At 46.1% G+C, this 19,762-nt stretch carries 20 protein-coding genes and 1 other annotated feature; of the genes, 15 read left to right on the forward strand and 5 right to left on the reverse strand.

Going from position 1 to position 19,762, the window contains the following annotated elements; genetic code table 11:
- The first annotated feature begins 1 nt into the window (after window position 1).
- The 5 genes from ACTHPG_RS08410 to ACTHPG_RS08430 all read left to right on the forward strand — a co-directional run bounded on the left by ACTHPG_RS08410 (window position 2) and on the right by ACTHPG_RS08430 (window position 4,325).
- Window positions 2-856: an ATP-binding cassette domain-containing protein gene (locus tag ACTHPG_RS08410; protein ID WP_440388666.1), complete on the forward strand. Its 855-nt coding sequence runs from the start codon at window positions 2-4 to the stop codon at window positions 854-856.
- The gene (locus ACTHPG_RS08415) at window positions 841-2,583 is read left to right on the forward strand and encodes an ATP-binding cassette domain-containing protein (RefSeq protein WP_440388667.1); all 1,743 of its coding nucleotides are present in this window, start codon (window positions 841-843) and stop codon (window positions 2,581-2,583) included. Before ACTHPG_RS08410 ends, ACTHPG_RS08415 begins: the two co-directional genes overlap by 16 nt.
- Window positions 2,584-2,657: 74 nt before the next feature.
- Complete coding sequence (locus ACTHPG_RS08420) at window positions 2,658-2,957, forward strand: hypothetical protein (protein WP_440388668.1); 300 nt, start codon at window positions 2,658-2,660, stop codon at window positions 2,955-2,957.
- Window positions 2,958-3,122: 165 nt separating this feature from the next.
- On the forward strand, window positions 3,123-3,698 hold the full coding sequence (locus tag ACTHPG_RS08425) for a GNAT family N-acetyltransferase (protein ID WP_440388669.1): 576 nt from the start codon (window positions 3,123-3,125) through the stop codon (window positions 3,696-3,698).
- Window positions 3,699-3,743: 45 nt separating this feature from the next.
- The gene (locus ACTHPG_RS08430) at window positions 3,744-4,325 is read left to right on the forward strand and encodes a GNAT family N-acetyltransferase (RefSeq protein ID WP_440388670.1); all 582 of its coding nucleotides are present in this window, start codon (window positions 3,744-3,746) and stop codon (window positions 4,323-4,325) included.
- Window positions 4,326-4,484: 159 nt separating this feature from the next.
- On the opposite strand, the gene ACTHPG_RS08435 is transcribed toward ACTHPG_RS08430, so the two are convergent.
- Complete coding sequence (locus ACTHPG_RS08435; RefSeq protein ID WP_440388671.1) at window positions 4,485-4,844, reverse strand: MerR family transcriptional regulator; 360 nt, start codon at window positions 4,842-4,844, stop codon at window positions 4,485-4,487.
- A 100-nt stretch (window positions 4,845-4,944) separates the two neighbouring features.
- On the opposite strand from ACTHPG_RS08435, the gene ACTHPG_RS08440 reads away from it, so the two are divergent.
- Both ACTHPG_RS08440 and ACTHPG_RS08445 read left to right on the forward strand, forming a co-directional pair.
- Complete coding sequence (locus ACTHPG_RS08440; RefSeq protein WP_440388672.1) at window positions 4,945-5,655, forward strand: SDR family NAD(P)-dependent oxidoreductase; 711 nt, start codon at window positions 4,945-4,947, stop codon at window positions 5,653-5,655.
- Between the two features lie 278 nt (window positions 5,656-5,933).
- The gene (locus ACTHPG_RS08445) at window positions 5,934-6,404 is read left to right on the forward strand and encodes a GNAT family N-acetyltransferase (protein WP_440388673.1); all 471 of its coding nucleotides are present in this window, start codon (window positions 5,934-5,936) and stop codon (window positions 6,402-6,404) included.
- 308 nt (window positions 6,405-6,712) lie between these two features.
- Here the strand turns inward: ACTHPG_RS08445 and ACTHPG_RS08450 are convergent, their stop codons facing one another.
- Both ACTHPG_RS08450 and ACTHPG_RS08455 read right to left on the reverse strand, forming a co-directional pair.
- Window positions 6,713-8,230: a sensor histidine kinase gene (locus tag ACTHPG_RS08450; RefSeq protein WP_440388674.1), complete on the reverse strand. Its 1,518-nt coding sequence runs from the start codon at window positions 8,228-8,230 to the stop codon at window positions 6,713-6,715.
- Window positions 8,230-8,913 carry a response regulator transcription factor gene (locus ACTHPG_RS08455; RefSeq protein ID WP_440388675.1) on the reverse strand — a complete coding sequence of 228 codons (684 nt, stop codon included), beginning with the start codon at window positions 8,911-8,913 and terminating at the stop codon, window positions 8,230-8,232. Before ACTHPG_RS08455 ends, ACTHPG_RS08450 begins: the two co-directional genes overlap by 1 nt.
- Before the next feature lie 224 nt (window positions 8,914-9,137).
- Between ACTHPG_RS08455 and ACTHPG_RS08460 the strand changes: the two genes are divergently transcribed.
- From ACTHPG_RS08460 to asd, 6 genes are all read left to right on the forward strand, one after another.
- Window positions 9,138-11,312 carry a glycosyltransferase family 39 protein gene (locus ACTHPG_RS08460; protein WP_440390185.1) on the forward strand — a complete coding sequence of 725 codons (2,175 nt, stop codon included), beginning with the start codon at window positions 9,138-9,140 and terminating at the stop codon, window positions 11,310-11,312.
- A gap of 51 nt (window positions 11,313-11,363) precedes the next feature.
- Window positions 11,364-12,350: a glycosyltransferase family 2 protein gene (locus ACTHPG_RS08465; protein ID WP_440388676.1), complete on the forward strand. Its 987-nt coding sequence runs from the start codon at window positions 11,364-11,366 to the stop codon at window positions 12,348-12,350.
- A complete protein-coding gene (locus tag ACTHPG_RS08470; RefSeq protein WP_440388677.1) occupies window positions 12,343-12,735 on the forward strand; it encodes a GtrA family protein in 393 nt (130 codons plus the stop codon). The genes ACTHPG_RS08465 and ACTHPG_RS08470 overlap by 8 nt, the downstream gene beginning before the upstream one ends.
- A 57-nt stretch (window positions 12,736-12,792) precedes the next feature.
- Window positions 12,793-13,659, forward strand: a complete 867-nt coding sequence (gene galU, locus ACTHPG_RS08475; RefSeq protein WP_440388678.1) for a UTP--glucose-1-phosphate uridylyltransferase GalU — start codon at window positions 12,793-12,795, stop codon at window positions 13,657-13,659.
- Between the two features lie 156 nt (window positions 13,660-13,815).
- Entirely contained in the window at window positions 13,816-14,661 is an 846-nt protein-coding gene (locus tag ACTHPG_RS08480; RefSeq protein WP_440388679.1) for a class I SAM-dependent methyltransferase, read from the forward strand.
- Between the two features lie 78 nt (window positions 14,662-14,739).
- Window positions 14,740-15,015, forward strand: a binding site (T-box leader).
- Window positions 15,016-15,132: 117 nt separating this feature from the next.
- Entirely contained in the window at window positions 15,133-16,218 is a 1,086-nt protein-coding gene (gene asd / locus ACTHPG_RS08485) for an aspartate-semialdehyde dehydrogenase (RefSeq protein ID WP_074094892.1), read from the forward strand.
- 96 nt (window positions 16,219-16,314) lie between these two features.
- Here the strand turns inward: asd and ACTHPG_RS08490 are convergent, their stop codons facing one another.
- The gene (locus ACTHPG_RS08490) at window positions 16,315-16,833 is read right to left on the reverse strand and encodes a MerR family transcriptional regulator (protein WP_440388681.1); all 519 of its coding nucleotides are present in this window, start codon (window positions 16,831-16,833) and stop codon (window positions 16,315-16,317) included.
- 173 nt (window positions 16,834-17,006) lie between these two features.
- Between ACTHPG_RS08490 and ACTHPG_RS08495 the strand changes: the two genes are divergently transcribed.
- Complete coding sequence (locus ACTHPG_RS08495) at window positions 17,007-17,858, forward strand: aldo/keto reductase (protein ID WP_440388682.1); 852 nt, start codon at window positions 17,007-17,009, stop codon at window positions 17,856-17,858.
- A gap of 122 nt (window positions 17,859-17,980) precedes the next feature.
- Here the strand turns inward: ACTHPG_RS08495 and ACTHPG_RS08500 are convergent, their stop codons facing one another.
- Window positions 17,981-18,949: a bile acid:sodium symporter family protein gene (locus ACTHPG_RS08500; protein WP_440388683.1), complete on the reverse strand. Its 969-nt coding sequence runs from the start codon at window positions 18,947-18,949 to the stop codon at window positions 17,981-17,983.
- Window positions 18,950-19,090: 141 nt separating this feature from the next.
- Between ACTHPG_RS08500 and ACTHPG_RS08505 the strand changes: the two genes are divergently transcribed.
- Entirely contained in the window at window positions 19,091-19,561 is a 471-nt protein-coding gene (locus tag ACTHPG_RS08505; protein WP_440388684.1) for a DUF6376 family protein, read from the forward strand.
- Window positions 19,562-19,762 lie beyond the last annotated feature (201 nt).

Raw genomic sequence — 19,762 nt, forward strand, 5'->3', positions numbered from 1 at the left:
GATGCAAGGCAACCTGCCCATAATTACATTAGAAGATGTCCGGGTGCATTATGCTTTGGAAGATGGTCAAGTGAGAAAAGCGCTGGATGGTGTCTCACTTAAGCTGCATCAAGGAGAGTGGATTAGTATTGTTGGAGCGAATGGCAGTGGGAAAAGTACGCTCGCCGGGCTACTCATCGGATTCATTCCACTATCGGGAGGGGTACGGAATATCTCAGATGAACTTACCGTTCGGGGGGTATTGCAGCAACCGGATGCACAGGTATTGGGGGACACGATTGAAGAGGAATTTCATTATGCATTGTCACCATTCATGAATACTGTAGAAGAACAATTGGAGCACAGGCAGGACGCATTACATACAGTAGGACTTCAATATCCCCCGGATATGGCCATCTCACAGTTATCGGGTGGACAGAAACAACTGCTTAACATTGCCGTAGCGCTCGCGTCCAAACCAGACGTATTAATTCTGGATGAGCCAACAGCCATGCTTGATCCCGGAGCAAGAGACCGCATCGAGGCCATAGTTCAGAAGATCACCCAGCGAGGTACAACGGTAATCTGGATTACACATCATCTGGAAGAAGCGACCTTGTGTGATCGAATGATTGCTATTGACCGAGGGCGTTGTGTGTACGACGGGCAGCCTGAGTCTTTTTTCTATGAGACAGAGACGAATGAGAAGACTATTCTGAAAAATGAGCAGCTATCCCCCTGTGAACGGTTAGGGTTGGACCCTCCGTTTACTGTTAAGACTGCGTTATTGCTTAAGCACAAAGGCTTGAGTCCAGAAGCCGTGCCACTGCGGCCCGAGCAACTGGCTAAGGAGGTCGCACGTTGGAGATCGAATTAACCAGTATACGCATTGAAGCATCGGAATTGAGCAGACGAGCACTGCTTGAAGATATAAATATTCAGTTGAACAATGGGGAAATCACTCTGTTGCTGGGCTGTACGGGTTCGGGAAAAACAACTTTACTACAGACCCTGGCGGGTCTGAGGCCTCCCGATGCAGGCAGTATTAAGATAGATGGCATCCCTTTCTGGAAAGAAGGAAAAGTGCCGCAGTCCATTTTATTGCAAATGGGGCTGATGTTTCAATTTCCGGAACAACAACTGTTTGCCCGAAGTATTCAACGTGAATTCGCATATTCTCTGCGTCCATATCAACTTACAGAGAAACAACAACAAGAGCAGATCACAAAAGCACTGAACCAATGGGACCCACCATTAGCCTCGGACGTGCAACGACGTTTTCATCTGGACAGGTCACCATTTGCTCTGAGTGGGGGAGAGAAGCGCAGACTCGGTCTTGCTCTCGGCATGGCAACTAACCCAAACTGGTTGCTGCTGGATGAGCCGAGCGCCGGGTTGGAAGCACAAAGTGTCGGGCTACTGCTGGATGTATTGGAGCAACATCGTCAGGCAGGTGGCGGGGTCGTCGTAGCAACCCATGATCTGGATACATTCTTGCCTTGTGCGGATCGGGTATTGTTGTTGCAGGAAGGTCGACTAATCGCCGATCTTACTCCGAGAGAACTTCACGATAGGCCTGAGTTGCTGGAGGAGACAGGGATCGGACTGCCACCTTCGATGCAATTAGCGCTGCAGTTTAGGGCTGCGGGTCTTGATCTGCCTATTACCGCGATGACGCCGGAAGAGATGGCTGAAAGTATAATTCAGTCTACGTTAGTAGAGGTGGGAGTAGGGAACGAATCAAAAGCGGCATTGGGAGCAGCAATTACGGTGGCAGAGAGCGACGATTTGGCTGCGAATATAGAAGGGTCCAATCCGAAGCTTCTTCCAAACACATGGACTCATTCAGGCGGACTATATGGCGTCATGGACCCGCGTCTAAAATGGATTTTGTATATTTTGCTGGTCACCGCAGCGATGCTTCAACAGCGCTGGCTAGGATTGACGTTAACACTGGTGCCGGTAGTGGCCTCACTTGCTGTGCTGCCCCGTCAGACTTTGGCTGGATGCATGAAGTTAATGAAACCCCTGTTATTCTTTTTCATCATATCAACGGCGCTATCGGGGACAACCCTTTCAACAGAGGGAGGAGGCCTTCACTTTGGCTTTTCCTTTATGCAGGCAGAGGGTACGTTGCTGAATGTGTATCGATTGTTTATCGTCACGTTGGCAAGTCTTTGGTTTTCACTGACGACGCCTTATGGGCGAATGGTAGAAGGGCTGAACTGGGTACTCGGTATCGGTAAAAAGTTCAGGTTGCCTGTCGCTTCGTTTGCTCTGGCTGTATCGTTAATCTTTCGGTTTATCCCGATGATCTGGAGTGAGTGGCAGCGGTTCTCACTCATTGTACGGGCACGTGGAAAGGTAGCATTAAGACCAAATACCGTTCGGATTCGCGACTTGGGTCCGATGGTGATTCCCTTGTTAATGGCGCTGTTTCAACGTGCAGAGGATATGACCATTGCGATGGAAATGCGTAAAGTTAGAGAACATTCTTTGCTTGGAGCACGTTCTTCGTTATTGGTATGGTCCAAGCGTGATACCTGGATTAGCATGGCTGGCCTCATTGGTTTTGTACTATTAGTATGGATTCGCGAATGGTGATGCATAATTTTGTGAGTGCTCGTTCACAATAAGTGTGCGTGGTTTATCTGGAAGCCGATCAGGAGGGACGAACGATGAAAGATAAGTTTTTGCGTGAAGAACGGCAAGAATATACCGATGTGTCAACGGTGGAGTCGCAGCGAAACGATATCACACTCGAAGAATTCCCTGAGGGTCCTTACGGTTCATCTCTGTTATCCGAGTCTCTCGGAAAGAGTTCTCCGTGGCGGGTGGATCAGAGGTCTGCACATCGTTTCGATTATGAAAATCATGAGCTTCATGAAGGACAAATACGGGATTATCCGGGTCAGGATGTTTTTGACGAAACGGTACCGGATAATGTGTCCAAGCCTCAATACCCGGAAGAATCGTAATGAGATATGGATATAAAATAGAGCGTAACCTCCAACAGGTTTGGTCCTGTTCGGGGGTTATTTTCGTTGTGTCTAATGAAAAACAAATCTCCTCCAATTCCACATTATGGGTTATTATAATTGTAGATCGGAGTAAAATTTGGTTGAATAGGCGGAGGACTCGGAATGAGAGAGATCGATTATAGTCAATATTTCTGGCAGGATGATAAGGTCAGATTGCGCGCTTTGCGTGAGGATGATTGGGAAGACCATTATTATAACCGCTTTGATACACCTGCCCGTCGGTTATTGGAGTGTGCAGTAGAGTTACCGCCAACTCAAGTTGAGGCTAAGAATTTCACGGAAAACTTCTCTGATTTTTCATTAGCCAATGGACGGATCATGTTTACGATTGTAAATATGGATAGTGAGAATGTCGGAGCCGTGAATCTGAACAGCATTGATGAGAGAAACGGTACCTTTAGCATTGGAATTCAAATTGACAGGGATCATCGGGGAAAAGGATATGGAACCAGGGCCGTTCGAATCTTGCTGAACTATGCCTTCTTCGAGCGCAGGCTCAACAAATTTAATGATTATGTACTTCAAGGAAATGAACCTTCCGCAGCCATGATGAGAAAGCTTGGATGTATTCAGGAAGGTGTGCGTCGTCAGGTGATCTATACCGATGGGAAATATCAGGATCTGATCCTCTTTGGATTAACCAAAGACGAGTTTATGGTTAAAGAGGGGCTTGTTTGAAATATAAGCGAAAAAGCTGAAATGAAGTGTGTAGTAGGAGGAACTATGAACCAACCCATACTAACCGATGAATTAATCATCGACTGCAAGGATATTTATTTGCGCGAGTATCGACTCGAGGATTTGGAGAAACTGCAAGAAATCACTTGGCAACCCGAGGTGTATGAATTCCTGCCAGGATGGAACGCTACGATTGAAGAGAGGACCCTGTGGCTCGCCGAATATGAAATCCCTGAGAATCAGCGTTTTAAACAAGCTGTATTGGCGGGAGGGGATATCGGAGATTTATATCTACGTATGGCTATCGTACTCAAAGAAAATGATGAGTTCATCGGATGGTGCTGCTCAGGGATCAAGGACGAACTGCCAGCACCCAATCGGGAGATTATGTACGGTATATCAAAAAAATTCAGGAACCGTGGTTATACAACGCAGGCAGTAAAAGGAATGGCAGAGTATTTGTTTGAACATACCAACGTGGAAATATTAAATGCCATCGCTTTGATTGCCAATCAAGCATCCAACAAGGTCATACAGAAATGTGATTTTGAACCGTTAACGTTAATCGAGATTGAAAATGAATCATATAACCATTATCGATTAAGTAAGTGCCAAGGTCATATTTGATGCATTTGTCTCAAGATGAATGTGTTGACGTAATCACGTCAGGGCTAGAACATCGTTTCATTGGATATCGCTATAACATCAATTTTTCGGATCAGGTTAGACAGTGATTACTGGCTGCCTGATTTTTTTCTGTCTTTTAATCTGTAAGAGAGGACTATATTAATAATTTTCTCCGCGATAATAGCGCTCCAGTTTGTTATCCAAATGAACAAGCTGCGCTTTTTTCTCCTCGATATCATTCAACAACTTCTGCTTCTGATCCTCAATCAGCTTGGTTCTTTCCTGCAGAGTGGAGGTTCCTTCATTGACCTGATTATAATACGTTTTGATGTCTTCCACACTCATGCCGGTTTCGCGGAGACATTTGATAAAGACCAGCCAGTTCAGATCATCCTCCGAATATAGACGGTTATTCTGTTCACTTCGTACAGCGGGTTTCAACAATCCCTTTCTTTCGTAAAAGCGGATCGCTCCGATTGAGACCTCAACTTTTTTTGCTACTTCTCCAATGGTTAACATGTTAATCCCCTTCTATAAAAAAAGATTTGACCTACACTAAGTGTAGCATAGTAACTTATACATTGTTACATATAAATCAATCAGGGAAAGAAGGATGACTATGAAAAGGACAGTCTTTGTAACCGGAGCCAATAAAGGAATTGGATATGAAATCGTCAAGCAGTTGGGTGAAGCAGGTTGGAAAGTTATCCTTGGGGCACGCAGTGCCGAACGGGGGGAAGCGACTGTTTCCGAGTTAACTTCCAGAGGATTAGATGTAGAATTTGTACAGATCGACATGTGCGATCTGAAGAGCATCGAGCAGGCAGCAGAAACAATTTACAAGACTTATCCCGCAATAAACCTTCTGATCAATAACGCGGGGATGCCTGGTGCATTCTCTCATTCCTTCACGGATACGAAAGAGGAAGATCTGCGGAATGCCTTCGAAGTGAACTTTTTCGGCACGTTCCGTTTGAATCAACGCTTGTTCCCGTTAATCAAAGATAATGAAGGTACAATCATTAATGTATCGACCGACATGGCTTCTCTGGACCATATGCAAAATGCGGAATTCACTCTAAATGCCTTTGACTATAACTCATCCAAAACGGCCAACAGTGCCATGACACTTTCGATGGCTTATGAAGTCAGAAACACCAGGGCTCAAGTCTTTGCAGTAACGCCCGGATTCACATCAACGGATCTTAACGGCAATGCCGAAGGCGGTAAATCAAAAGAAGCCGGTGCTGCAATCATCGTGCGCTATGCGACAGACGGTAAACGTCATAATGGAGAATTTCTAGATGAAAATGGCGTGTACCCTTGGTAATCGACCGTTGCCAGAAGCAGCCATAGAGCGAAATAAATTCTAGCGTATATTTGACAAGCTCAAGCCTCGGCTCAAACTCAGGAAATCGAAGTTAGATAAAGATATTGGCGTGGTTACGTTACTTAGAAAGCAAGGAATATGAGAATATAACGTCGAATAGGAAAATAAGTTAGTTCTAACTTGTTTATCTGCTGTAAATGAAACAAACACCAAAGGTCGACGAACATTTTTCTTGTACTAAGTTAACAGAGCCTGTATTAGTCGGAGGTATATATTTAATGGAGGTTTCATTATATAAAGCAGACTTAAAAGATGCAGTGGATGTTCATGAAATGAAAGTCAAAGCATTTATGCCTTTGTTGGCAAAATATCAGGATTTTGAAACAAGCCCCGCCAATGAAACCGTAGAAAGAATTATTACTCAAATTAATCAATCTTTTACAGATTATTTCATCATTCATCATCTTGAGATAGCTGTTGGTGGAATTAGAATCGTGAAAAAAGATAATCAAATCTATAGTATTAGTCCCATTTTTATACTCCCAGAACATCAAGGAAAAGGAATTGCTCAAAAAGTTTTTGCAATGGTTGAGCAGATATATGATGATGCAAAGTCATGGAAATTAGGTACCATCTTACAAGAGAAGGGAAACTGTTACTTGTATGAAAAGATAGGCTACAAAAAAACGGGTGCAACAAAAGCAATTAACGACAAAATGACAATGGTATTTTATGAGAAGCATTTATAAGCGTCAAAGCCTTACACGTCAGATTCTTTAGACTGAAAGCCTCAAACCAATTGTACTGCAACTCTACACACTATCCATCAGATACCAAAAAAAATCCTCATTCGTTTCATAACCGAAATGAATGGGGGATTCTTCATGCAATGAAATGCCGGAATTGAGATAAAGGAGAGCAGCATTTCATTTGGAGAGCTTGCCTATAGCTTCGATAAGCTATAAGTAGATATTACGTAGGGCTACGTACAACTAACTTTTAACCTTCGTATAGCCAACTTTTCGCTTTCGTAGAGCGATCAATCAATTAGCTCAGCCTAGACATCTGCCTTATACAGCGGTATCAAAACCATAAATTCCGTTCCCGATCCTACCTGACTTCGTACCGTAATTTTCCCACCATATGACTCGACAATCGAACGGGTAATGGCTAAACCCAGACCTGCGCCCCCCTGTTTGCGCGAACGAGAACTGCTTGTGCGGTAAAATCGTTCAAAGATATGGGGAAGATGTGCAGGTTCAATGCCTGTGCCATTATCCTTCACCGATAATTCAGCCTGATGGTGCGTGGCATACAACGTTATGGAGATGGCTCCATGCTCGGGATCGGTGTGCTGCACCGCATTATGGAACAGATTTAGCACAACCTGCTTTAGCTTGTAAGGGTCAGCCAGCACATATACTTCAGCCGTCAGATCGAGATGAATGCATCTTTGCTGAGCCATTATGGCAAGTTGTGGTTGCATGTTGAGCAGCAGACTGTCCAGCTGAATGACCTCCCGTTCCTGCTTCGGAGCTTGATCCAGCTTGGTCAGGAGCAGTAAATCTTCAACCAGCTTGTTAATTCGTACGGATTCGCCGTGCATGCTGTCCAGTGCTTTATACAATTGATCTTGGTTGGTCGCTGCACCCCTCTGTAGAACCTCAATGAAGCCGTGAATGGAGGTAAGCGGGGTACGGAGCTCATGAGAAGCATCGGACAAGAAACGCTGCATGCGCTCTTTCGATTCCCGCTCCGCTTCAAACGAGTTTTCCAGCCTTTCAAGCATGCCATTAAATGAAACTGCGAGCTGATCCACTTCCTCTTGTCCCTGAATGACGGGAAGACGTTCTGCGAGGCTGCCTGCATCGATCTGCTGTACTTTATTCACCATATTGGACAGGGGAACCAGCGTCTGGCGTAATACCTTGGTGTATAGAATAAGCCCGGCTATCATGGCTAATAGCGATAACATGATGAAGATCAGAAGTTGTTTAATAATCAAGTCTCTCAGTGGCTTCGTAGCTGTGCCCATCTGGACCATCGGTAAGCCGCGGTTGCGAGGACCCGGTGAGGCGAATACAATCAATTGCTCATTCCCATGGCTATCCGTTACGATCCGGTAGGGAATATGTTTTTGTTCTTTTAACTCATCTGTAATGTCTTGATATTCAACGGTTGACAGATGAGGGGCTTTCAGACCGTCTTCCCCAAAAACATCCTCGAACGTACCTTGGTTATCAAACAGGGCCAGAGAACGGTCCGGAATAAACAGCACACGATTGCCAGCCCCGTTTCCTGCCTGTCCACCGAAAGGATTGTTGGAAGAACCGCTGCGTGACTGGATTCCGAGCCAGACCGGGGGCATGGACATAAGCTGTTCTTCCATGGTTTTTGCCTGATTCCGGTAGAGAAAGCTCTCCATGATCCAGAATTGCAGGATACCGATTAACAATAGTAGCCCCGCCAGCACGAACAGCGAACGTGAGAGCAATTGAGAACGCAATGAACGAGGCCAAATCCATTGGCGAAGACGTCCTAAACGAAGTTTATTTTTCTTAGGCGCCGAGTTCATCAGAGGTCCACCCTGTACCCGACACCCCGAAGCGTGCGAATAAGTCTATGCTCTTTATCCCCGAGTTTGTCGCGCAACGAGCGAACGTATACTTCCACAATATTTTCTTCTCCGCCAAAGTCATACCCCCACACCCGGCTTAGAATAGTCGCTTTGCTAAGTACAATCCCATGATTTAACACGATAAATTTTAATAGTTCGTATTCGGTTGGAGATAACTCCAGGACCTGATTCTGATAGGTGATTTCTTTGCGCTGATCATCAATTCGGAAAGGACCGTGGGTGACGGCTCCTATTAATAAAGGAAACTGATTACGTAATCTGGCCTGAATCCGGGCGAGCAGCTCGTCGAAGGCAAAGGGCTTGATCATATAATCGTCAGCACCAAGCCAAAGGCCCTTAACCCGATTCTCGACCTCATCCTTCGCTGTCAGCATAATCACGCCAACTTGGGCTCCATTCTTACGCAGACGTTCGACCACTTCGAATCCATCCATCTCTGGCATCATGACATCCAGAATAGCCATATGTGGCTTGAATTCAAGCGCCAACTCAAGTGCGGCTGCTCCATCGGGGGCGGTGCGTACATCGAAACCTTCATTGCTTAATCCCAGCTCAAGAAATTGTAAAATATGCGGTTCATCATCAGCCAAAAGTATTTTAATTCCGCTGCTAAGCTTCATAATATGCTGTCTCTCCTTACTTCATCTATCTAAATTCTCCCTCCATTTGGAGGGACGGTATGTAGTATTATCGCTTGCCAAACTGAAATTTAGCTGAAAGGAATGTGAATTTTCCTCAGACAACATTCAGCGGGCACTCATCCCAGCTTTATTTTGGCATGTCACAATACTAGACATGAAGAATGAATAAGGAGTGAATAACATTGATTAATACCAAAAGAAGGATGGACCTTGTTCTTCTGCCGATTGTATTACTGGCGGCATTTCTGAATGGGTACGGCATCTGGAACGATCATTATGCCAATTCCTACTATACGACTGCTGTGGGGAGTATGCTTAGTAATTTCCATAACTTTTTCTATGCTTCTCTCGACTCGGCAGGCTCGGTGACTGTGGACAAACCACCGGTTGTCTTCTGGATTCAGACGGCCTTTGCCTATGTCTTCGGATTGCACGGATGGAGCGTTATTTTGCCACAGGTATTAGCGGGAATCGGTTCGGTGCTTCTGATCTATTTCATGGTGAAACCTACATATGGTCTTGCAGCAGCACGAATCTCTGCACTTGCGATGGCAACTGTGCCAGTCGTGGCGGCGGTCAGCCGGACCAATAATATTGACAGCATGCTGGTGTTTACACTGCTGCTGGGTTCATGGTTTTTGTTCAAAGGCAGCAAACAGGGCAGTGCTTGGTGCATTCTGGTTGCCTTTGGGTTGATCGGCTTAGCCTTTAATATGAAAATGCTTCAAGCTTACATGATTCTGCCAGCCTTCTACTTGTTCTATCTGCTCGCATTTCAGGCGAAGTGGAGAAGAAAGATCCTAATTCTGATCAGCAGTACAGCAGTTCTGGTGGTGGTTTCCTTATCCTGGGCGGTCACTGTGGATTCCATACCCGAAGACGAGCGGCCTTATATCGGAAGCAGTGAAACGAACTCGGTCATGGAACTGGCATTTGGATACAACGGCCTGGCACGGTTAACCGGTCAGCAGAATACTTCAGGTGACTCGGGTATGCCGAATGGTATCGGACAGGGAAATAATCGTGGCAGTCGTGGGGATTCGACCTCTGCGCCTAATCAGACGGATAGTGGTTCTCCAGGCTCTGGGCAAGCTGCCAATGCACCGGATAACGATAATCCAAATGCTTCTGGCACAAACACCATGGGTGGCATGAATGGGCCGAATGGTAATTTCCCGAACGGACAGATGCCAAATGATATGGAAATGCCAAACGGAAGAAATTTTGGCGGTAATGGTGGCGGAGGCATGGGCGGAATGTTTGGTACAGGGGAGAAAGGTCCTTTGCGTCTGTTCCAGACTGAACTGTCAGGTCAGGCAAGTTGGCTATTGCCAGTTGTGCTGCTTGGGTGCATTGCCATATTTGCAGGGTTAAGAAGGAGAAATATAACCATTAAGCACAAGGAGGCCTTATTCTGGTTGGCCTGGCTGCTGCCGGTTGCTGCCTTTTTCAGTGTGGCAGGATTCTTCCATCAATATTATCTGATCATGCTTGCACCTCCAATTGCTGCGCTGACTGGTGCAGGATTTGTAGCGATGTGGAAGTCATATCGTGATCGCAATGGCTGGCAGGCTTGGTTGCTACCGGTGTCCGTACTGCTGACGACTCTGTTCGGCTGGTATATTATGCAGGTGTATAACGATACGATCGGTGCAGGCTGGTCCATTAGTGAATTAATCGCAGGCATTCTGATCACGGTTATCCTGGTCGTTATGCTTCGTCGCACACATCGATGGAAACAGGGTTTCATTGTCGCGGGATTCGTGGTCATGCTGATCGGTCCGATCTACTGGGCATTCACCCCGATTACTTATGGTGGTAACAGCATGATTCCGGCAGCAGGACCTACAGGTTCCAATAGCATGTTTGGAGGAGCCGGAATGGGCATGCCAATGGGTAACGGTCCAGGAGACGCAGACATGCCGACGACGGGTGGACGTGGCGGAATGGGTAACCGTAACGAAGAGGTGGATACAGCCACGTTAAATTATCTGAATGAGCACAATACAGGCGAAACGTATCTCTTCGCCACTACAGACTATAATCAGGCAGCACCTTATATCATTGATGCGAGAGCAGCTGTGATTACGCTTGGAGGTTTCTCCGGCTCAGACCCAGTGTACACAACTGAGGAACTGGAGCAACTCGTCAAGAGCGGGCAAGTGAAATACTTCATGGTTGGTGGCATGGGTGGCCGCGGAGGAAACTCAGAAGTTACCGATTGGATCAAAGAGCATGGAACCGAGATTCCAACGTCAGAATGGAAGACAGGCACGGACACCGGGTCCATGAATAATGGAGATACAGAGAATGAAGCTGGACTCGGATTTGGATTCGGGTTCAGTGGACAGACCACCTTGTACGAAGTGAAATTGTAAACTTTAATGAAAATCTCGAACGAAGTCCATTGGAAAAAGGAGGGGACGAATATGGCTCACGCGTACCGATACAGCATTATTATTCCCATGTATAACGAGGAAGCGGTGATTGAGGAGACTTATCGGCGTTTGAAGAAAGTCATGGGCAGCACAGGAGAGAGCTATGAACTGTTGTTTGTCAATGACGGCAGCGTGGATCGAAGCGCACAGATGATACGTGATTACGCCCGTTGGGACGAGAGTGTGAAACTGATTGATTTCGCCCGTAACTTCGGACATCAGATTGCGATAACAGCGGGTATGGATTATGCAGTGGGGGATGCGGTGGTGATTATTGATGCGGATCTGCAGGACCCTCCCGAACTGATACTGGATATGATCAGCAAGTGGAAAGAGGGCTATGAAGTCGTATATGCCCGCCGTACCAGACGAAGTGGGGAAACTCGCTTCAAGAAATGGTCGGCCAGTCTGTTCTACCGTGTACTTCGTGCCTCAACGGATACGGATATCCCGGTAGACACCGGAGATTTTCGCCTGATTGACCGCAAAGTATGTGATGAGATGAAACGTCTTCCGGAGAAAAACCGGTTTGTGCGCGGATTGGTTAGTTGGGTCGGATTTCGTCAGACTGCTATTGAATATGAACGCGATGAACGTCTGGCAGGCGAAACAAAGTATCCGCTGAAGCGCATGCTGAAGCTAAGCCTGGATGGCATTACTTCATTTTCGTATAAACCACTCAAGCTTGCAGGTTATGTTGGTGCGATCCTGTCGTTAGGTGGATTCATCTACATGTTAACGGTTATTGGTTCAGCCATCTTTACGGATTCAACGATTAAAGGATGGCCATCCATTGTGAGTATCATGCTGATGTTTAACGGATTCATCCTGATCATGCTGGGCATTCTGGGCGAGTACGTTGGCCGAATCTATGATGAGACCAAGGCGCGTCCGCTATACATTGTGAGAGATGTGGTTCAAGCCGAGGGCCAGCAAGCGCAATCCCGATTGACAGCACGAGTTGCTCATCATGACTAAACGTCTGGCTACACTCTTCAAGTTCGGTGTTGTGGGTATTGCGAATACGGCAGTGGATGCTGTGGTATTTGCTATACTCGCTGTGGTCGGTGTGCCGGTTCTGATAGCTCAAGTAATCTCGTACAGCTGCGGAGTTGCGAACAGTTATTGGATGAACGGCAGGTGGACTTTTCAAGATACGGCGCGAGGGAGCAGTGATAGAGCCAAACTTATTCGTTTTCTCATCACCAATCTCGTCGTTCTCGGGTTATCCGCACTAATTCTGATGACTTTGCACGATATGCTGGGTTGGAGTCTCGTGATGAGTAAGATCCTGGCGACCTTGATGGGGATGGTTCTGAACTATATGGCCAGCAGATATTGGGTGTTTCGTATAGCAACTTAGCTGCCCGCAGCGTGCAATATGGGTTATATGAAGCGAAGGAAAGGATTGTATGATGAAATGCAAATTAAAAAAGCAGTTATTCCGGCAGCGGGTCTCGGAACCCGTTTCCTGCCAGCAACCAAAGCGCAACCGAAAGAGATGTTACCCATCGTGGATAAACCGGCTATCCAATATATTGTTGAAGAAGCAGTGCAGTCAGGCATTGAGAATATCCTCATTGTGACCGGACGCAACAAAAAATCCATAGAGGATCATTTTGATAAATCAGTTGAACTTGAACATTCGTTATACGCCAAGGGCAAACAGTCTTTGTTGGAAGAGGTGCAGGCGATCAGCGAGATGGCCAATATTCATTTTATTCGTCAAAAAGAACCGCTGGGTCTGGGGCATGCTATTGGATGTGCACGGCAGTTTGTAGGCGATGATGCCTTCGCTGTACTGCTCGGCGATGACATTATGGTATCTGATCCGCCTGCTCTTGCCCAGATGGTTCATCTCTATGAAAAGACAGGCAATCAGATCATCGGTGTCCGTCAAGTAGACGCGGCAAATGTGAGCAAATATGGCATCATTGATTCGAATGGTCTAGAGGACCGGGTTCACCAAGTCACCAATCTGGTCGAAAAACCTTCCCTTGCAGAAGCACCATCCCGAACAGCTGTAATGGGAAGATACATTCTGAAACCTTCCATTTTTCCAATCCTGGATCAGATTGAGAGAGGGGCTGGAGGGGAATATCAGTTAACGGATGCCTTGAAAGTAGTGAGTCAAGTGGAGGAACTGTTGGCCCTTGAATTGGAGGGACGCCGCTACGATATTGGTGATCAATTCGGATATATTCAGGCGATCTTGGAGATCGGACTGATGCGCAAGGAATTACAGCCCATGCTGACACCCTATCTTCAGAAGCTTGCAACCCAATGAGCATAGGCATTGATATGTAGCAGAAGCCACATCTGCTACTGTAAGAAAGCTTCTCCTTCGTACATGGTTCTTTCGTAGAATCCAGCATTGTACAATGTTTCCAGTAACGTTACAATGAGCAAGAAGTTCAAGTTGCTCTTTGAGGGGTGAGGAAACATGAATGAAACTATCATCAGAGACCTTATTAAGTATATGGACGTGGAGGAGAACGCCGCCATTCAATACATTCAGACCGAACATCGGATGAAATTGGGACTCTTTTGGGGAATACAGAAAGGCAGCCGCGTGCTGGAGATCGGGTGTGGTCAAGGAGATACAACAGCCGTGCTTGCACATCTGGTGGGGGAGCATGGGTACGTTCATGGTGTAGATATTGCTCCAGAGGATTATGGTTCACCGCTGACCGTAGGCGAAGCGGCTGCCAAGTTGCAGAGATCTCCGCTGGGTGATCGAATTCGAATGGATTATGATTTTGACATTTTAAGCGATCAAGCCCAATTTGCCGAGAATGAGTTTGATGTGATCGTACTTTCCCATTGTTCCTGGTACTTGAAATCGTTTGACGAACTCGCCCGGATTCTTAGCAAGGTCAGGACATGGGGACATCAGTTATGTTTTGCCGAATGGGATGCACGCGTTACAGATGTGAGCCAGCTCACGCACGGGTTATCTGTTCTGATTCAGTCCCAGGTCGAATGTTACAAGGAGAACAGTTTCTCCAATGTGCGTACGCTTTTTACACCGGAGGATATACAAGAACTTGTCACTTCGGCAGGTTGGAGGATCAAGGAAGAGGCTTCAATCCATTCTCCTGAGCTGCAAGACGGCCGATGGGAAACTGAAATGACACTGGCAGAAGCACCTGTGGAACTGAAACTGCTTCCGATCCCGGACAAAGTAAAAACACTTCTTCTTTCCGAACTGAAATTACTCAGAACATATCATGCGTTGGGCCCTGGGAGTCCACTGGGGACGTATGCAATTGTTGCCAACAAACAGTAAGGAAATCACGTATTAATTTCAATATCCAAAAAAATGTGTTTACTTCATCACGGTAATTTTGATATTATAATCGCAATATCAAATGCGACGAAGAGACGAGTAGATAAAAACCATTCTTTCAAAGAGAGCTCCGGTAGCTGAAAAGGAGTAAAGAATCTTTTATTGAATAAAGACTCAGAGCAGCACATCGGAACTTAGCATTAAGGGATGGTGTGACAGGCGCTCCTGTTACAGAGCTAGAGTATGGATGGTCTACAGTATGCAACATGGTTGTAAACCTTTACTTGAAGAGGCGAATATGGTGACATATTGGCGAATCTGGGTGGTACCACGGAGTTCAATCTCGTCCCTGAGACTATTGTCTTGGGGATGGGATTTTTTGGTTTTTCCGGGATGTTGGCTACACGCTTTGGAAACGCCTGAATAGTGTTTAATAAGAGGAAACTCACACCGAAAGGAAATGATGATTAAATGTCAGCAAAATTGAAAGTTGGTATCGTCGGAGGAACGGGAATGGTAGGTCAGCGTTTTGTGGACCTGCTCGATCAACATCCATGGTTTGAAGTGACAGCTATTTCTGCAAGCGCCAATTCGGCAGGTAAAACATATGAAGAATCCGTACAAGGCAGATGGAAACTCGCAGTTCCTATTCCGGAAGCTGTGAAAAAAATCGTTGTTCAGGATGCTTCCCAGGTCGAAGCTTTTGCCAGTCAGGTTGACTTTATTTTCTGCGCGGTTGATATGAAAAAGAATGAGATTCAAGCGCTCGAAGAGGCTTATGCCAAAACAGGAACACCTGTCGTGTCCAACAACTCGGCTCACCGATGGACAGCAGATGTACCTATGGTAATCCCTGAGATTAACCCGGGACATCTGGATGTGATTGAAGCTCAACGCAAACGTCTGGGTACCAAAACCGGATTCATCGCCGTAAAACCAAACTGCTCCATTCAGAGCTATGTGCCAGCACTGCACGCCTTGCGTGAGTTCAACCCTACTCAGGTCGTTGCTTCCACATATCAAGCCATCTCGGGAGCAGGTAAAAACTTTACGGACTGGCCAGATATGCTCGATAACGTCATTCCATACATCGGTGGCGAGGAGGAGAAGAGTGAGCAGGAACCACTACGCATCTGGGGCAGCATCGAGAACAATCAGATCGTCAAAGCTTCTGCTCCATTAATTACAACACAGTGTATTCGTGTACCGGTAACGGACGGACATCTGGCTACCGTGTTTGTAAACTTTGAGAAAAAACCAAGCAAAGACGAAATTTTGGAGCGTTGGTTGCAGTTCAAAGGCCGTCCACAGGAGTTGGCTCTGCCAAGTGCACCAAAACAATTCATTACGTATTTTGAAGAAGAGAACAGACCACAGACGAAACTGGATCGTGACATCGAACGCGGAATGGGTGTATCCACAGGCCGACTGCGCGAAGATTCACTCTATGATTACAAATTCGTTGGATTGTCCCACAACACGCTCCGCGGAGCGGCAGGTGGAGCGGTTCTGATTGCAGAACTGCTCAAAGCTGAAGGGTATATTCAACCGAAATAATTTAAATGATTTATGGGCAGCAACCGATTTTTGAAAAGAAGATTGAGATGAAACCATCACTAGTTGATGGTTTTTTCTATTGTTGGCGTTTTGGGATTAAGAAACTATGCCCGTTTGTTGTTTCATAGCAGCTGCAGGGCATTGAGCCATGGTTTCGGTTTCAGGAAGGCTGCGACTTTTTAACCGAGAAGCTGGACAACTGCCTTCTTCGTCACGTTTGGTTTCCCAATTAACAGGATTGGTCATATCCGGGATACGTTGCTCCAAGATGGCCTGATATTGACGCGCTTTCTCTTCCAAATGAGCAACACGGCTCTTGGCTTCTTCGAGCTGTATCAGTGCTGCTTCCTTGTACTCCATCATAAGTGCGAAGCGCTGTGCAACGGTTGAATCCCCTTCAAGACAGAGATCGACGTACGTTTTAATGTTCTCAATCGGTAAGCCAGTCTGTTTGAGGCATTTGACGCCATGTAGCCAGTTGATGGACTCCTCATCAAACACCCGAATGTTATTTTTATTGCGTTGAATGCTTGGAACCAAACCTTTATCTGTGTAAAAGCGTACCGCGTGCTCTGTGAGTCCCGTAAGCTGGGCAGCATCCTGAACCGTATACATATGTATTCCTCCTTGTAAAAAATATATTGGAGACCGCTTGACTTCGTGTAACACGAAGGAGCTAGGGTTATTGTAACGCAAGTCGGACGGAAGTGGAATAACTGCTTTTTTTGCTGGATTTCAGCAATTCGTGAAGACTTGCGATTCACAATTGAACCCTAGGAGGCGTTAATATGCAAACTGTAACTTTAAATAATGGAGTGAAAATGCCGATCATCGGCTTTGGTGTCTATCAAGTTCCCGATGCTGATGAATGCGAGAACACGGTATATGAAGCATTGAAGGCAGGTTACCGCTTAATTGATACGGCCGCCGGATACCTGAACGAAGAAGCGGTTGGACGCGCAATCAAGCGCAGTGGTATTCTGCGGGAAGAACTGTTTATCACGACCAAGCTATGGATTCAGGATGCCGGATATGAAAGTACGAAGCTGGCGTTTGCCAAATCGTTAAATAAGCTGCAGCTCGATTATCTGGATATGTACCTCATTCACATGCCCTTTGGTGATTACTACGGCGCGTGGCGTGCGATGGAAGAACTGTACCGGGAGGGCAAGATCAAGGCAATCGGCGTCAGCAACTTCCTGCCAGACCGCCTGATGGACCTGATCGTTCATAACGAAATTGTGCCTGCCATCAATCAGATCGAAACACATCCGTTTCAACAACAGATCGACAGTGCTGCTTTCATGAAAGAACAGGGCATACAACACCAGTCATGGTCACCGTTCGCTGAAGGTCGCTATAGTCTGTTCAGCAACGAATTGCTGGCCTCCATTGCGGTCAAACATAACAAATCCATCGCCCAGGTTGTACTGCGCTGGCTTGTGCAGCGGGACATCGTGGTTATTCCCAAATCGGTACGCAAAGTGCGGCTTATAGAGAACTTTGATATTTTCGATTTTGAACTGAGTCCAGAAGAGATGGCAACCATTTCCGCACTGGATACCAAGGAGAGTCTATTTATGAAGATTGACGACCCTGAAGTTGCCAAGATGCTAGGTAATATGAAAGTGAATTTGTAAAAACAGAAACGAATGACTAGATTTACGAAACGGAGCACTATCGTAGCGACATTGTAATCATAGCAACAATAATCAAAACGCCGACAATCATGTCGGCGTTTTTGGAACACTCCAGTATGTTGTTAAGCTGCAGACGTTTTATCCGACTTTTGCAGAAGTTGCGAGCGACGGCCGAGCAGGTAACCTGCCAGGGAAGCAAGCATCTGTTGGAATACCATGCCGAGCACGACAGGGACGGCAACAGGTGGCGGAAAATATGATACAGCGAGTACTGCGCCTGCGCTGATATTGCGCATGCCTCCATTGAACACGAGAGCTACCTGATCGGCCTCATTCCAGCCCAACAATCGAGCAATGAGGTAACTTAGTGCATAACCGAAGGATGCCAGAAAAATAATGATGACCGCAAGACCAGCCAATTTCCAGTTGAAATCGGCCAAGTAGGGTGCAACGACAGATCCGTTAATTGCGACCACAGATGCCATGAACAATTTGGATAATGGATTCAATCTCGGTCCCCAGACCGGGACAATGCCGCCTTTGGTCCACTCATTCAAAAGCATACCTAGCAGGGATGGGACAACAATCATCCAGAACAGACTGCTCATCATGGATGCCGTATCCAGTGTGACACTGGTGCCAATTAACATGGATAACACTCCGGGCACTACGAAAGGAGCAAGCATCGTATCAATCAGGATGATGGAAAGCGTAAGTGCGATATTGCCCCGATAGATGCTGACCCAGATGAAGCTGCTGATTCCTGTCGGAATCACGGCTGCCAGAACCAGGCCGGTTATAGTGTACGCATCTGTGGGGAAAACCAGATGACCCATACCGAGAGCAATTAGAGGCATTGCCAAATGCAAAATAAACAGACATACAAACAAGGGGAACGGCTTCTTCAGCACGTTTACAAAATCCCGTATCCCCAGACTGATGCTTCCAGCGAACGTCATGAACGCAAAGAGCCAGGGAGATAAAAAAGTATAAGAAGAAAGAAAACTCCCGCATAACACGCCAATAATAATGCTGATTGGGGTAATCAGTGGCATGATGCGGTTCAAGCGTTGGTTTAAGGCTTGAAGCATAATCATGACATCCCTTTACCGTGTGATTTTACTATTATACATGTTAATCAGGCTGGCTGCAGACCCATTTGCAATGAAGCAGTCGGAACAGGTATCATGGACTTGGAACAAGGATTCCGAATAGGAGAAGGGGAGATGATCATGTTCATAAGAAAAAGAAAGCACACATTAATGATGACAGGCCTTATGGCATCAAGTATTCTTTTGATCTCGGCCTGTTCTGTCGTAGAACAAGCCAACCAAAGTTTAAATTATGTGAGTGGGGCTACTGATTATATAGAACAGGTATCGAACGCCGGGTCTGATCTGCAAGAGCTGGCATCGGGTGCGGTGAACAATCCGGAGATAACCACTCAGATTCAGGAGAAAATCGATCTGATCCAAGCAGAAGCAAGCGAATTTTCTCAACTGGCTGCTCCTGCAATAGGAGAGAGCATTCATGAAAATCTGGTCAGCTACAATACGCAATTAACGGAAGTTGTGGACCATTTCGAGAACACCATTGCGGAGCAAGGTTTTACGGTAGAAAATTGGGAGAAGACAGGCATTCCTGAGTTGATCACCAACATTAATAATCTGAAAGATCCGCTTAGCGGACTTCAGGGTGAATAAGTTGAATTAATTTCAATATGGAAGACAAAACAGTTTGAAATTCTCATATTTTATAAGGGCGAGATATCGGAATGATTGAATTACCGTTATGCTCGCTTTTTTATTTTCCTAAAACTCATGCATATTTAATATCCCAGGAGCTAGACTATATCGTGTAAATAGGAGATGTATATGACATTTATCTCATATTTATGTGAAGAT

Source organism: Paenibacillus sp. SAF-068 (genome assembly GCF_051967555.1).
Taxonomy (GTDB): Bacteria; Bacillota; Bacilli; order Paenibacillales; family Paenibacillaceae; genus Paenibacillus.

What these genes read in the sequence shown, in the direction of transcription:
- ACTHPG_RS08500 (WP_440388683.1), bottom strand. Translation starts at nt 18,949, where the DNA reads ATGCTTCAAGCCTTAAACCAACGCTTGAACCGCATCATGCCACTGATT.
- ACTHPG_RS08505 (WP_440388684.1), top strand. Translation starts at nt 19,091, where the DNA reads ATGTTCATAAGAAAAAGAAAGCACACATTAATGATGACAGGCCTTATG.
- ACTHPG_RS08470 (WP_440388677.1), top strand. Translation starts at nt 12,343, where the DNA reads ATGACTAAACGTCTGGCTACACTCTTCAAGTTCGGTGTTGTGGGTATT.
- asd (WP_074094892.1), top strand. Translation starts at nt 15,133, where the DNA reads ATGTCAGCAAAATTGAAAGTTGGTATCGTCGGAGGAACGGGAATGGTA.
- ACTHPG_RS08425 (WP_440388669.1), top strand. Translation starts at nt 3,123, where the DNA reads ATGAGAGAGATCGATTATAGTCAATATTTCTGGCAGGATGATAAGGTC.
- ACTHPG_RS08490 (WP_440388681.1), bottom strand. Translation starts at nt 16,833, where the DNA reads ATGTATACGGTTCAGGATGCTGCCCAGCTTACGGGACTCACAGAGCAC.
- ACTHPG_RS08430 (WP_440388670.1), top strand. Translation starts at nt 3,744, where the DNA reads ATGAACCAACCCATACTAACCGATGAATTAATCATCGACTGCAAGGAT.
- ACTHPG_RS08445 (WP_440388673.1), top strand. Translation starts at nt 5,934, where the DNA reads ATGGAGGTTTCATTATATAAAGCAGACTTAAAAGATGCAGTGGATGTT.
- ACTHPG_RS08465 (WP_440388676.1), top strand. Translation starts at nt 11,364, where the DNA reads ATGGCTCACGCGTACCGATACAGCATTATTATTCCCATGTATAACGAG.
- ACTHPG_RS08495 (WP_440388682.1), top strand. Translation starts at nt 17,007, where the DNA reads ATGCAAACTGTAACTTTAAATAATGGAGTGAAAATGCCGATCATCGGC.
- ACTHPG_RS08455 (WP_440388675.1), bottom strand. Translation starts at nt 8,913, where the DNA reads ATGAAGCTTAGCAGCGGAATTAAAATACTTTTGGCTGATGATGAACCG.
- ACTHPG_RS08435 (WP_440388671.1), bottom strand. Translation starts at nt 4,844, where the DNA reads ATGTTAACCATTGGAGAAGTAGCAAAAAAAGTTGAGGTCTCAATCGGA.
- ACTHPG_RS08460 (WP_440390185.1), top strand. Translation starts at nt 9,138, where the DNA reads ATGGACCTTGTTCTTCTGCCGATTGTATTACTGGCGGCATTTCTGAAT.
- ACTHPG_RS08450 (WP_440388674.1), bottom strand. Translation starts at nt 8,230, where the DNA reads ATGAACTCGGCGCCTAAGAAAAATAAACTTCGTTTAGGACGTCTTCGC.
- ACTHPG_RS08420 (WP_440388668.1), top strand. Translation starts at nt 2,658, where the DNA reads ATGAAAGATAAGTTTTTGCGTGAAGAACGGCAAGAATATACCGATGTG.
- ACTHPG_RS08410 (WP_440388666.1), top strand. Translation starts at nt 2, where the DNA reads ATGCAAGGCAACCTGCCCATAATTACATTAGAAGATGTCCGGGTGCAT.
- ACTHPG_RS08440 (WP_440388672.1), top strand. Translation starts at nt 4,945, where the DNA reads ATGAAAAGGACAGTCTTTGTAACCGGAGCCAATAAAGGAATTGGATAT.
- galU (WP_440388678.1), top strand. Translation starts at nt 12,793, where the DNA reads ATGCAAATTAAAAAAGCAGTTATTCCGGCAGCGGGTCTCGGAACCCGT.
- ACTHPG_RS08480 (WP_440388679.1), top strand. Translation starts at nt 13,816, where the DNA reads ATGAATGAAACTATCATCAGAGACCTTATTAAGTATATGGACGTGGAG.